A 13,962-nucleotide genomic window follows, 5' to 3' on the forward strand; every position below is an offset into this window, starting at 1 on the left:
GTTTTTCAGGGGTGGATGGTCGCCACTTCGATAATGCGACGTCTAGCGCATTCGAATACTGTGTTTTTCAATAGATTCATCTGGCGTTATCCATTTGCGGAATTTCCGCATTATCTGCTGCATCCGTTTATTTACTTGATTGAATCTTTTGCGCGGGAGGTTTTCCGCCGCAGAAGGCGTGTGTGCGCATGTCGACAGAGCCTCAGGGGGACCGTGCGATGCAATCGCGCGGTGGCCGGTTTTTTTACACACCAGGCCAATGGGGAGTAAGGCGTTAATGAAACGACATTATCTGCAGGACGGTCTCGAGCAGGGCGCTCTCGACCGAATGGCGGCGCATGCCTGCGCCACCGGACATCACCGGCCAAGCATGCGGCGGGCACAGGCCGGCAGCCTGCTGACGGCATCCATGGGGGTGGTGCTGTTCGGCATGGCGGGCGTTGCCGGTGCGGTCACCGCGCAGGCGGCGCCGGGCGCGCAATGCCGCCTGATCGATGGCCAGCAACACTGCGGTCCCGATGCGGGCATCGATGCCGCTGCCACGGCTGCACCGTTGGAGCGTGCAACCACCCAGCGCGCGGCAACACCCGCGGCCGACAGCGACCTGCCGCCCTTTGCCGACGGGCAGGATGCGCTGGCCCTGGGCAATGCAAGCAATGCCCTGGGCGATGGAACCATCGCGCTCGGCGGCGGCAGCCTGGCGCTGGAGCGCAATGCGACCGCAATCGGCTACAACGCAACGGCAGCCGGAGAATCGGCCGTCGCCCTCGGGGGGGTGGCCACCGTTTACGACTACGACGCGTTCGGGTTCGTCATTGGTCAACGCGAACTGGCCGCGCAGGCGGCAGGCGTTGGCGCCACCGCCATCGGGGGCGGTGCGGTGGCCGCCACGCCATTTGCAAGCGCGCTTGGCAGTGGTGCCAGCGCCGACGGCGTGCAGAGCACGGCGCTGGGCTACCGCGCGCAGACCTTCAGCGATGGGGCGACCGCAGTAGGCGGCCTGTCCACGGCAAGCGGTTTCCTGTCCACTGCCGGTGGCTATCTGTCGCGGGCCAGTGCCGACACGGCAACCGCCTTCGGCTACCGGGCGCGCAGCGATGGCGCCAGCAGCGTTGCGATCGGCGATACCGCTTTCGCCATCGGTGCGCAGAGCGTGGTGATCGGGGGTGTCAGCGATTTCGGCGCGATCACGGCGGCCACCGGGCGTGGTGGCATCGCCTTCGGTGCGGGCGCGCAGAGTCAGTCCGACTACGCCATTGCGATCGGCTACGACTCCAATGTGTTTCCCAATCGACCCGGCAACACCGATTCGATAGCGATCGGGCACTCGGCGGGCACCTTCGCACCGGGCACCGTCTCGCTGGGCGGTTTTGCGTTGACGATGGGCGATGGTGGCATCTCGATCGGCCAGGACAGCGTCACCTATACCGAAAACAGCGTCGCGCTCGGTGCCCGTGCCAGCACCTCGTGGTTCAACGGCAACAACACCGCCATCGGTGCCGATGCGCAGACCAACGGGGTCGATGCGGTGGCACTCGGCTATGGCGCGCGGGTAGGCGACTTTGTCGACGATGCGTGGAACCGTTCTGCCTCCAGCGCAGTGGCGCTGGGCGCGTTTTCCTACGCGGACCGCAGCAACACGGTGTCGGTGGGCAACGTGCAGACCGGCCTGACCCGGCAGATCACCAATGTGGCGGCCGGGACCGAGGCATCGGATGCGGTGAACGTCGCGCAGCTGGACAGCGTGCGCGCGGTCGCTGCACGCCTGGATAGCCATCTTGCGTTGGCCAAGTCCGACACGGACGAGCCGGCGGCCTTTGCCGAAGGCAGCAATGCGATTGCGCTTGGCAGTGCCAGCAATGCGCTGGGCGAGGGAGCCGGCGCGCTGGGATCGGGCAGTGCGGCGATCGGGCGCGACGCCGTGGCGGTTGGCCGCAATGCCAGTGCCTCCGACGCCTCGGCGCTGGCGGTAGGCGGTGTTGCCACGGTGCCGCTGGTGGATGCCGCCGGCTTCATCATCGGCGAGCAGGAGCAGGCCACCACCGCGCAAGGGCGCGGCGCAGTCGCCCTGGGCGGCGGCGCCACCGCCATGCAGGTGTTTGCCACCGCCGTGGGGACCGGTGCCAGGGCACTGGGCACGCAGTCGACCGCGGTGGGTTTCGGCGCGCAGGCGCTGGAGGACACCACCGCCGCGTTGGGAAGTTTCTCGGCCGCACGCGGCGCCGGATCGTCGGCGTTCGGGTTCAATGCCACCTCCGCCGCCAGCCTGGCGACGGCGGTGGGCTTCAATGCGCTGGGTTTTGGCGAAAGCAGTATCGCCGTTGGCAGCAGCGCGGCATCGACCGGCGAGCGCAGCATCACCGTGGGCGGCTTCTCGCTCATCAGCAACACGCTGCGCAGTGCCGGCGCGTCCGGTGTCGGGGGCATTGCCATCGGGGCTGGCGCGCAGAGCCAGGCCGACTATGCAATTGCCCTGGGCTACAACGCCAATGTCTTTCCCAACGGCAGCAATACCGATGCGGTGGCGATCGGCCATAGCGCAGCGGCGTCCGCGCCACGTGCCGTGGCGCTCGGGGGCGCAGCATCGGCCTGGGGCGAGGAAGGCATTGCCATCGGCTACGACGCGCGTGCCGCCAACCGCAGTATTGCCATCGGCAGCGGTGCCGACACCTCGATCGTCCATCGCGATGCCATCGCGCTGGGCACCAACGCCAGGGCCGACGCCGCCGATGCGATTGCGATCGGGCGCGACGCCAGCGTCGGGGTGTTCGTCGGCGACATCGGCAGTGCGGCAGTCGCGGTGGGCGTGCAGGCGCGTGCGCTCGGCAACAACAGCCTGGCACTGGGCCACAACGCCTTTACCCGCGAGAGCGGGCGTAACGCGGTGGCGGTGGGCACCAACGCCGGTGCCAACGGCGCCGATTCCGTCGCGCTCGGCGCAGGTGCACGCAGTGACCAGGCCGAGGTGGTCTCGGTGGGCAATGGCAACGGCCGCGGCGGTCCGGCCAGCCGTCGCATCGTCAATGTCGGTGCCGGTGCGATTGCAGCGGGCAGCACCGATGCGCTCAATGGCGGGCAACTGTTCCAGTCGTTGAGCAATGCGGCCAGCTTCCTTGGCGGCGGTGCGGCGATCGGCGCGCAGGGCGTGTTCGTCGCGCCGACCTACGTGATCCAGGGCGCCAGCTACAACAACGTGGGCGCGGCATTGACTGCGCTGGACAGCAAGGTCAGCGAGCTGGATGCGCGTGGCGGCACGGCAGTGGCGTCACGCGGCAGCGCCGCGCGCGCGGCGTCGGTCCGTGCGTCGTCGGCGGCCAATGCGGTGGGCGGCAGTGGTGCAAGCGACCTTGCCGCTGGCGCACTGGCAACGGACGACACCGGCGCTGTCGCGGCCTCGCTCGCCACGGGGTCGGCCGGCAGTCCTGCGCAGGCCGATGGCGTGCAGGGCACGCCCACCGCTGCCGTGGTCGGCAGCATCACGCCGGCGGCAACGTCCACGGCAGTGGGGACGGCGGCGGTGGCCAACCACGTCACCGGTACTGCAATTGGCGGCAGCGCGTATGCGCACGGCCCCAACGACACGGCGATCGGCAGCAATGCACGCGTCAATGCCGATGGCAGCACGGCGGTGGGCGCCAATACGCAGATTGCCGCGGTGGCCACCAATGCGGTGGCGATGGGCGAGGGCGCGCAGGTCAGCGCGGCCTCCGGCACGGCGATCGGTCAGGGCGCGCGTGCCAGTGCGCAGGGCGCGGTTGCCCTGGGGCAGGGCTCGGTGGCCGATCGTGCCAACACGGTGTCGGTGGGCAGCGTCGGCGGCGAGCGTCAGGTGGCCAATGTGGCGGCCGGCGTGCGCGCCACCGATGCAGTGAACAAGGGGCAGTTGGACAGCGGGGTTGCGGCGGCCAACAGCTACACGGACAGCCGCTACAGCGCGATGGCCGACAGCTTCGAAAGCTACCAGGGCGATATCGAAGACCGTCTGCGTCGGCAGAACCGTCGCCTGGACCGTCAGGGCGCGATGAGCTCGGCGATGTTGAACATGTCCGCCAGCGTGGCGGGTATCGCGTCGCAGAACCGCATCGGTGCCGGTGTGGGATTCCAGAACGGCGAATCGGCGTTGTCGGTGGGCTACCAGCGTGCGATCAGCCCGCGCGCCACGTTGACGGTGGGCGGTGCGCTCAGCGGCGACGACAGCTCGATCGGCGTGGGTGCCGGTTTCGGCTGGTAACGCAGGCCTTGCACGCGTAGCGGTGGCATGTGCGGCCGCTGCGCGCTCACTCATTCGCCATGCATTTCATCTTGAAGAGGACGTCATCGTGATTCAGACCCATCATTCCCGCGCGCTTGCCATCGCCTGCAGCGCCGTACTCTTGCTGTCCGGCGGCAGCGCCCTTGCGGCTGCCGCCGATGCCGGCATGCGCACCGTGCAACGTCAGCAGGCCCTGCGCGATGCGCCGGTCGACGGCATCATCGTCAAATATCGCAGCGGCACGGTGGCCGCGCGCAGTGTCGGCGCCGCGTCGGTGGCCACGATCACCGCGGCCGCGTCACGCGCTGCCGTGCAGTTGGCTCCGGCCGCGCGCAGCGGCGTGCATCCGGCGCCGACGCATGTGCGGACGCTGGCAGTGGGCAGCGAGTTGATCAAGTTGCCCACTCGACTGCGCCGCAGCGACGCCGATCGCCTGGTACGTGCGTTGCAAGCGGATCCTGCGGTGGAATATGCGCAGATCGACACGCGCATGTATCCGTTGCAGAACAGCGGTGGCAGCCTCCCCAACGACCCGTTGCTGGCGAGCAATCAATGGCATCTCACCGATCCGGTCGGCGGCATCGATGCGCCGGCGGCGTGGAAGACCGCGCAAGGCGAGGGCGTGGTGGTGGCCGTGATCGACACCGGCATCTTGCCGGGGCACCCGGATCTGGCCGGCAACCTGTTGCAGGGCTACGACTTCATCACCAACGCCGACACCTCGCGACGCGCCACCGATGCGCGCGTGCCGGGGGCGCTGGATTACGGGGATTGGGAAGCGACGGACGGCGAATGCGGCATTTTTTCAGCGGCCCGCGACAGTTCCTGGCACGGCACGCACGTGGCCGGCACCATTGCCGAAGCCACCGGCAACGGCATCGGCGGCGCCGGCGTGGCCTACAAGGCCAAGGTGTTGCCGGTGCGCGTGCTCGGCCATTGCGGGGGTTCGTCTTCGGACATCAGCGATGCCATCGTGTGGGCGTCCGGCGGGCATGTGGATGGCGTGCCGGACAATCGCGATCCGGCGGAAATCATCAACATGAGCCTGGGCGGCTTCGGTCCCTGCGATTCGGTGACGCAGGCGGCGATCAACGGCGCGGTAGCGCGAGGCACCACCGTGGTGGTGGCGGCCGGCAACGACAGCTCGGATGTATCCAGCGCGGTGCCGGCCAACTGTGCCAACGTGGTGTCGGTGGCGGCCACCCGCCTGACCGGCGGGTTGGCGTACTACAGCAATTTCGGCAGCTTGATCGATCTGGCCGCACCCGGCGGCGGCGCGCGCAATCTGGAAACCGACACCTTGTACGACGGCCTGATCGGCAGCTGGATCTGGCAGACCGGCTACACCGGCAAAACCACGCCCACGTCCGGGCAATTCACCTATGTCGGGCCTGGTTTTGCCGGGACCTCGATGGCCTCGCCGCATGTGGCCGGGACCGCCGCACTGGTGCAAAGCGCCTTGATCGCCGACGGCAAACCGCCGTTGACACCTGCGGCGCTGGAACGCCTGCTCAAGCGCAGCGCGCGCGCCTTTCCCGTGCAGTTGCCGCTGACCACGCCGGCCGGCAGCGGCATCGTGGACGCCGCCGCGGCCATCGATCGTGCACTGCGCCGCTGCGACAGTGGCGACCTGAGCTGCCAGCTGGACGCGCAGACGCTGCGCAACGGCGTGGCCGAACGCGGTCTGTCGAACGTGGCCGGCGATGCCGGCGTCTTTGCCTTCGAAGCGAATGCCGGCGCGGTACTGAGCTTCATCAGCTTCGGCGGCAGCGGGCAGACCGCGCTGTATGTCGCGTTGGGCCGCGCGCCGACCGCGACCGATAACGACGGCATGTCCAGCCGCAGCGGAACCAGCCAGACCGTGCGCTTCACCGCGCCACGCACCGGAACCTATTTCCTCCGGCTCGATGGCAGTGGCTTCGATGGGGTGAGTCTGCTGGCGCGTCAGTGATCCGACACGCGGCAGCGCAAGGGAGCGCTGTCGTCGGTTTCTTGGCGCAGTTCTGTAGGTAACACCTGTCTCGGCGACGAGGGCGCAGCCTGAGGACGGCGGCGCGGGAGCGCGCTGACCGGCCTTCTGACCAGTTCCGCGTACGGTTTTGCGCAACCAAGCCCGCTGGCGTCCTGCCAGCGGGCTTTTTTGTCCTCACCAGACACGGCTATTCAGGATCCGAATGTCTCGTGAGACACGATCTAGGTCGCTGTTTTCCAAAGAATTATCAAAAAAATAATAAAAGCAAGCAGAAGTGTGACCAAATGCGCGCTTATCTTCGCTTTCTGTCAAAAACTTGACGCCTGATTTGACGACTGTTAACACTTCGCGCAGTTCTATGGTTGGGTAGCGTTCACTTTTTGACTATCCAGGGTGCAGGCGCGAGCCGCCCATCGCCGCAAGGTCCATAGCGCAACCAACCGCGGGGAATCGCCTGGCCGAACGGCCTTCCGATGGTGGGTGTTCGCCAAAAACCAGTCCAAACAACTCAGGAGTCGTGCGTCGATGAATCGGATTTATCGCAAGGTCTGGAACAAATCACTGGGCGTATGGGCCGTGGCATCGGAATTGGCCAGCGGTGACAGCCCCGGAGCCGTCGCTCCAGCCTCGCTCATCGACCGCCGCCAGAGCCTGGCCCTGGCCGCCGCCATCACCCTGGCGCTGGGTGGCGCCGGACTTGTCACGCCGCTCCCCGCCACCGCGCAGTCGGTCGAAGTCGGCCGCGGCGCTGCTGCACCCGCCGCCAAGGCGACCGCCATCGGCGCAGGCAGCCATGCCAGCGCGACCGGCGCAGTGGCCACCGGCGCCGACAGCAGCGCCAGCGGCGTGAACAGCAGCGCGATCGGGCGCCAGACCAATGCGATCGGCGAAAACGCCGTGGCCATCGGCTACAACAGTTTCGTGCGTCAGGCCGGCGAAAACGGCGTGGCGCTGGGCGCCAATGCCGGCGTCACCGGTGCAAATTCCGTGGCGCTGGGCGCAGGCTCGCGTACCCACGAAGACGACGTGGTGTCGGTGGGCAGCGGCAACGGCCGCGGTGGTCCGGCCACGCGCCGCATCACCAACGTCACCGCCGGCGTCAACGCCACCGACGCGGTCAACGTCGCGCAGCTGCGCGACGTGGCCGACGTGGCCGAAGACACCGCAACGTTCTTCAAGGCAAGCCCGGGCGAAGACAGCGTCGGCGCCTATGTCGAAGGCGAGCGCGCCCTGGCTGCAGGCGATGGCGCCAATGCAGTGGGTGCCGCCGCCACCGCGCTGGGCAGTGGCGCCAATGCCGTGGCCGAGAACGCAACGGCAGTGGGGTTCAATGCACTGGCATCGGGCCAGAACAGCGCGGCCTTCGGCCATAACGCACAGGCCACTGGCCCGGCCAGCGTGGCCGTTGGCGGCGCGGCCGTGAACGAAGACGGCCAGCCGTTGATCACCAACGGCGGCGTGCCGGTCGATACCGGCGCCACCAGCGCCGGCGTCGGCGGAACCGCGGTTGGCGCCAGCGCCAATGCCGATGGCTTTGCCGCGTCCTCGTTCGGCGTCGGCGCGTATGCGGCCGGTGCGCAGTCGTCCGCGTTCGGCGCGGTGGCCAATGCGGCCGGCGATTACGCCACTGCCGTGGGCACGCAGACCAGCGCCAGCGGCACCAGCAGCACCGCTGTCGGCGGCCCGGTGGACCTCATCCCCGGCCTGGGTTTCTTCGTGCAGACCCAGGCCAGCGGCGAAGCGGCGACTGCGCTCGGCGCTGGTGCGATCGCATCCGGCACCTACACCACGGCCGTCGGCACGCTCAGCGAAGCCTCCGGCACCGAAGCCACCGCCGTGGGCTACTTCGCCTACGCACCTGGCGAAGGCGCCACCGCGGTTGGCCCGGAATCCTGGGCCAGCGGCGAACTCAGCACCGCGCTCGGCTACTACAGCACTGCACGCGGCGCCAACTCGGTCGCGTTGGGTGCCAACTCGGTCGCCACGCGCGCCAACACCGTATCGGTGGGCGCGGCCGGCGATGAGCGTCAGATCACCAACGTGGCCGCTGGTACCGAGGGCACCGATGCGGTGAATCTCGACCAGCTCACCGCGGTGTCCGACGTTGCATCCACCACCGCGCGTTCCTTTGTCGCCACCGGCGATGGCGCCGCCGTTGCAGAAGGCGTCGACAGCGTCGCTGCCGGTTCCAATGCATCGGCCTTCAGCGATTACAGCACCGCGCTGGGTTCGAGCAGCGCGGCATCTGCGCAGGGCGCAACCGCCGTTGGCAGTGGCGCCAATGCCACCACCGACAACGCTACGGCGGTGGGTTTCAACAGCGCCGCAATCGCCGAAAACACCACCGCGCTCGGCGGCAACAGCAGCGCTTCGGGCGAGTCCAGCACCGCAGTGGGCGGCGCAAGCCAGGCCACCACCAGCGGCGCGACCGCCCTGGGTTACGAAAGCATCGCCAACGGTGCCGATTCCACTGCGCTGGGTGTGGGCAGCGTGGCCTTCGGCGACACCAGTACGGCCGTGGGCGGCGCAAGCGTCGCGTTCGGCGATGACAGCGCCGCCTTCGGTGCCAATGCGGCCGCCGGTGGCAGCGCATCCACCGCGATCGGCGCAAGCAGCAGTGCCTTCGGCGAGCGCACCGTTGCGCTGGGTAACACCAGTAACGCGTCGGGCGACGACGCCATTGCGGTCGGTGCAGGCAGCCAGGCCTCCGCGCTGGGCACCACGGCGGTCGGCAGCAATGCCAACGCCAGCATTGCCAATGCCACTGCGATCGGTTTCAACAGCAGTGCCGGCGACGACTACGCCACTGCGCTCGGCGGCGACAGCAATGCATCGGGATATTTCAGCACTGCCATCGGCGGCAACAGCATTTCCAACGGGCGTGGTGCAACGGCAATCGGTTACGAAAGCATCGGCAACGGCAGCGCATCGACTGCGCTGGGCTTTGCCAGCGTGGCATGGGGTAACGGCGGCACCGCCATCGGTACCGAAAGTGTGGCCTATGGCGATGACAGCACGGCAGTGGGCGCGAACGCGTTTGCGGCCGATACCGGCGGGATTGCGGTGGGCACCTATGCAAATGCGTATGGCCCGCGTGCCATTTCGCTCGGTGGCCAATCCAGCGCGACTGGCGATGAGAGCATCGCGCTGGGCTGGGAAGCCACTGCGGTGGGCGCGCAGAGCATCAGCCTCGGCGGCGGCGCGCTGGCATCTGCCGACAACAGCGTTGCGCTGGGTGCAGGCGCCGTCGCCGATCGCGCCAACACGGTGTCGGTGGGCACGGCCGGCAGCGAGCGCCAGATTGCCAATGTTGCGGCCGGCACCGAGGGCACCGATGCGGTGAATCTCGATCAGCTCAACGCCGTGGCTGGCGCTGCGGAAAATACCGCGCGCCTGTACGCGGGCACCGGTGACGGCACCGCCCTCGCACAGGGCGACGACGCGACCGCGGCCGGTTCCAATGCCACCGCGGACGGCGATTACAGCAGCGCGTTCGGTGCCGGCAGCCAGGCCACCGCAATCGGTGCGGTGGCCATCGGCAGCGGTGCCAGCGCCACGGCGCAGTACGCCAATGCGGCCGGTTACAACGCCGCGGCCAGCGGTTTCGGCAGCGTGTCCAATGGCGCCTTCAGCCAGGCCAGCGGTGACTACGCGGTGGCCGTGGGTGGCGAGAGCGAAGCAGCCGGCGCACAGAGCACCGCGCTCGGCGCAGCGGCAGGCGCCTATGGCGATGGTTCGCTGGCGGTCGGCGCGTTGAGCGAAGCGCAAGGCAGCGAATCCACCGCGATGGGCTATTTCGCCAGCGCCAGCGGCGAGTCGGCCACCGCGGTCGGTGCGGAAAGCGTCGCCAACGGCACCAGTGCGGCGGCCTTCGGCTTCGGTGCCGAAGCCACCGGCAACTACACCACCGCCTTGGGCGGCTATTCCACCGCCAGCGGTTTCAACAGCACCGCGCTGGGTAATTTCAGCACGGCCAGCGGTTCCAACACGCTGGCCGTGGGTAGCGATGCAGCCGCCACCGGTGCCTACAGCGTTGCGGCCGGCCAGGGCAGCGTGGCCAGTGGCTACAACAGCGTGTCGGTCGGCGGTGCGGTGCTCGGCCTGTTGCCGACCGAAGCCTCCGGCGATTTCTCCACGGCACTCGGCGGCGCAGCGTGGGCGCCGGGCCTCAACAGCACCGCGCTGGGGAATTTCTCCGAATCCACCGGCGAAAGCAGCGTGGCGTTGGGCGCCGATTCGGTAGCCGATCGCGACTTCGCGGTGTCGGTGGGCAGTGCCGGCAACGAGCGCCAGATCACCAACGTGGCAGCCGGCACGCAGGGCACGGACGCGGTGAACCTGGATCAGCTCAACGCGGTTGCCGAAGCCGGCGCCTCTACCGGCAAGTACTTCCAGGCCAGCGGCAGCGACGACAGCGACGCCGGCGCGTATGTGGAAGGCGACAACGCGTTGGCGGCAGGCGAGGGCGCCAATGCCACCGGTACCGGCACCACCGCATTGGGCGCAGGGGCGCAGGCAGTGGTCGACAACGCCACCGCAGTTGGCGTCGCCGCGTTGGCTGGCGGCATCGGCGCGGTAGCGGTGGGCAACAACGCTCAAGCAGTGGGCGAAAACAGCAGCGCGGTCGGCAGCAACGCATTGGCCAGCGATATCGGCGCCACCGCGAACGGTGCCGGCGCGCAGGCGATTTCCACCTACACCACCGCACTCGGCAGCGAAGCGGTGGCCTCCGACAACCAGGCCACCGCTGCGGGTTTCCGCAGTGCCGCCTCCAATGTCGGCAGCGCCGCATTCGGTGGCTACAGCGAATCCAGCGGCCGCCTGTCGTCGGCACTGGGCTACGGCGCAGTGGCTTCGAGCGACTACAGCACCGCCGTCGGCGCTGCCTCGCTGGCCTCCGGCGCCAGCGCCGTGGCCGTGGGTGAATTCAGCGAAGCCACCGGCGACGAAAGCGTGGCGGTGGGCGGCAGCACGTTCTTCGGGTTCATTCCGGCGCGTGCGTCCGGCACCGGCGCGGCCGCCTTCGGTGCAGGTGCGTGGGCAACCGCGGACTACACCACCGCAATCGGCTGGAATTCCTATGCCGACGGCGCCAATGCGACTGCACTGGGCCAGAGTGCAGCCGCGCTTGCCGACAACACGCTGGCCTTGGGTGGCGGCAGCCGCGCCGATGCAATCGGCGCCAGCGTGGTCGGTGTGGATGCATCGGCCACCGGCATCAACAGCACCGGCGTCGGTCGTCAGGTCAACGTCATCGGCGAAAACGCGGTCTCGGTTGGCTACAACTCGTTCGTGCGCCAGAGCGCGGTCAACGGCGTGGCCCTGGGTGCCAACGCCGGTGCAACCGGTGCCGATTCGGTCGCGCTGGGCTCCGGTTCGCGGACCTATGAAGCCGACACGGTGTCGATCGGCAGCGGCAATGGGCGCGGCGGTCCGGCCACGCGTCGCATCGTCAACGTCAGCGATGGCCAGGCGGCGACCGATGCGGTCAACAAGGGCCAGCTCGATGCGCTGACGGCCGATGTACAGAACACCAGCAGCAAGTTCAAGACCACCGGCGATGCAGTGGCTTCGGCGACCGGCGAGCGCAGCACCGCTGCCGGCTCGGGCGCCGCCGCCACCGGCGCACGTAGTGTGGCCATCGCCTCCGGCAGCAGCGCGTCGGCCACCGGTGCCAGCGCGATGGGCGTGGACAGCAGTGCCAGCGGCGTGAACAGCACCGCGATGGGCCGTCAGACCAGTTCCATCGGCGAAAACGGCGTGGCGCTGGGCTACAACTCCTTCGTGCGCGAAAGCGGCAGCAATGCCGTGGCATTGGGTGCCAACGCCGGCGCCAGCGGTGCCGATTCGGTAGCGTTGGGCTCGGGCTCGCGCACCTACGACGCCAACACGGTGTCGGTGGGTAGCGGCAATGGGCGCGGCGGTCCGGCCACGCGCCGCATCGTCAACGTCAGCGATGGCCAGACCGCCAGCGATGCGGTCAACAAGGGCCAGCTGGATGCATTGGCGGCCGATGTGCAAACCACCAGCGGCATGGTCAAGACCACCGGCGACGGCGTGGCCGTGGCAACCGGTGACCGCGCGACCGCCGCGGGTGCGGGCGCCACTGCCACTGGCGCACGCAGTGTGGCCATCGCCTCCGGCAGCCGCGCGTCGGCCACCGGTGCCAGCGCGATGGGCGTGGACAGCAGCGCCAGCGGCGTGAACAGCACTGCGATGGGCCGTCAGACCAGTTCCATCGGCGAAAACGGCGTGGCACTGGGCTACAACTCCTTCGTGCGTGAAAGCGGCAGCAATGCCGTGGCATTGGGTGCCAACGCCGGTGCCAGCGGCGCCGATTCGGTGGCATTGGGCTCAGGCTCGCGCACCTACGACGCCAACACGGTGTCGGTGGGTAGCGGCAATGGGCGCGGCGGTCCGGCCACGCGCCGCATCGTCAATGTGGGCGCCGGTGCGATTGCCGATGCCAGCACCGATGCCATCAACGGTGGCCAGCTGTTCCAGTCGTTGAGCAATGCGGCCAGCTTCCTGGGCGGCGGTGCGGCGATCGGCGCGCAGGGCGTGTTCGTTGCGCCGACCTACGTGATCCAAGGCGCCAGCTACAACAACGTGGGCGCGGCGTTGACTGCGCTGGACAGCAAGGTCACCGAACTGGATGCGCGTGGTGGCAGCGCGGTTGCCGGCACGACGGCCGGCACCGCGTCGCTGCGGACAGCAACGGTGCCCGCGGTTGCCGCAACTGTCACGAGCGATGCGGCGGGCAACGTGAGCGCCTCCACGGCGACGAGCGGCGTGCAGGGCACGCCCACCGCCGCCGTGGTCGGCAGCATCACGCCGGCGGCAACGTCCACGGCGGTCGGCACTGCGGCGGTGGCCAACCATGTCACCGGTACTGCAATTGGTGGCAGCGCGTATGCGCACGGCCCCAACGACACGGCGATCGGCAGCAATGCACGCGTCAATGCCGATGGCAGCACGGCGGTGGGCGCCAATACGCAGATTGCCGCGGTGGCCACCAATGCGGTGGCGATGGGCGAGGGCGCGCAGGTCAGCGCGGCCTCCGGCACGGCGATCGGTCAGGGCGCACGTGCCAGTGCGCAGGGCGCGGTGGCCCTGGGGCAGGGCTCGGTGGCCGATCGTGCCAACACGGTGTCGGTGGGCAGCGTCGGCGGCGAGCGTCAGGTGGCCAATGTGGCGGCCGGTGTGCGCGCCACCGATGCGGTGAACAAGGGGCAGTTGGACAGCGGGGTTGCCGCAGCCAACAGCTACACCGACAGCCGCTACAGCGCGATGGCCGACAGCTTCGAAAGCTACCAGGGCGATATCGAAGACCGCCTGCGTCGGCAGAACCGCCGCCTGGACCGTCAGGGCGCGATGAGCTCGGCGATGTTGAACATGTCTGCCAGCGTGGCGGGCATCGCGTCGCAGAACCGCATCGGTGCCGGTGTGGGGTTCCAGAACGGCGAATCGGCGTTGTCGGTGGGCTACCAGCGCGCGATCAGCCCGCGCGCCACGTTGACGGTGGGCGGTGCGCTCAGCGGCGACGACAGCTCGATCGGCGTGGGTGCCGGTTTCGGCTGGTAACGCGGCACACGCACGCGCAGTTGCATCACACGCGGCGGCGCGCACATGCGCCGCCGCGGCAAGGCAAGGCCTGAGGGGGCGGGCAAGGACCGTGGCTAGGCCAGCCAACGGATTCGCATGGAGTGATGGCCGTACCAGGAGCGATCCACAGCAA

At 68.7% G+C, this 13,962-nt stretch carries 2 protein-coding genes and 2 pseudogenes; all 4 read left to right on the top strand.

Annotated features, from left to right (window positions below):
• Positions 1-409: 409 nt before the first annotated feature.
• Positions 410-4,231: a YadA-like family protein gene (locus ACCQ12_RS03755; RefSeq protein ID WP_506191675.1), complete on the top strand. Its 3,822-nt coding sequence runs from the start codon at positions 410-412 to the stop codon at positions 4,229-4,231.
• An 88-nt stretch (positions 4,232-4,319) separates the two neighbouring features.
• The gene (locus ACCQ12_RS03760; RefSeq protein WP_506191670.1) at positions 4,320-6,203 is read left to right on the top strand and encodes a S8 family peptidase; all 1,884 of its coding nucleotides are present in this window, start codon (positions 4,320-4,322) and stop codon (positions 6,201-6,203) included.
• A 546-nt stretch (positions 6,204-6,749) separates the two neighbouring features.
• Positions 6,750-7,106 (top strand): annotated as a pseudogene (locus ACCQ12_RS03765) (ESPR-type extended signal peptide-containing protein); the annotation flags it as partial.
• 9 nt (positions 7,107-7,115) lie between these two features.
• A pseudogene (locus tag ACCQ12_RS03770) lies at positions 7,116-13,808 on the top strand (ESPR-type extended signal peptide-containing protein); the annotation flags it as partial.
• Between the last annotated feature and the right edge of the window lie 154 nt (positions 13,809-13,962).

The organism is Xanthomonas sp. NCPPB 1068, from assembly GCF_041479385.2.
Taxonomy (GTDB): Bacteria; Pseudomonadota; Gammaproteobacteria; order Xanthomonadales; family Xanthomonadaceae; genus Xanthomonas; species Xanthomonas cannabis.

Coding starts and splice junctions, on each gene's coding strand:
- ACCQ12_RS03755 (WP_506191675.1), top strand. CDS start 410: ATGGGGGTGGTGCTGTTCGGCATGGCGGGCGTTGCCGGTGCGGTCACC.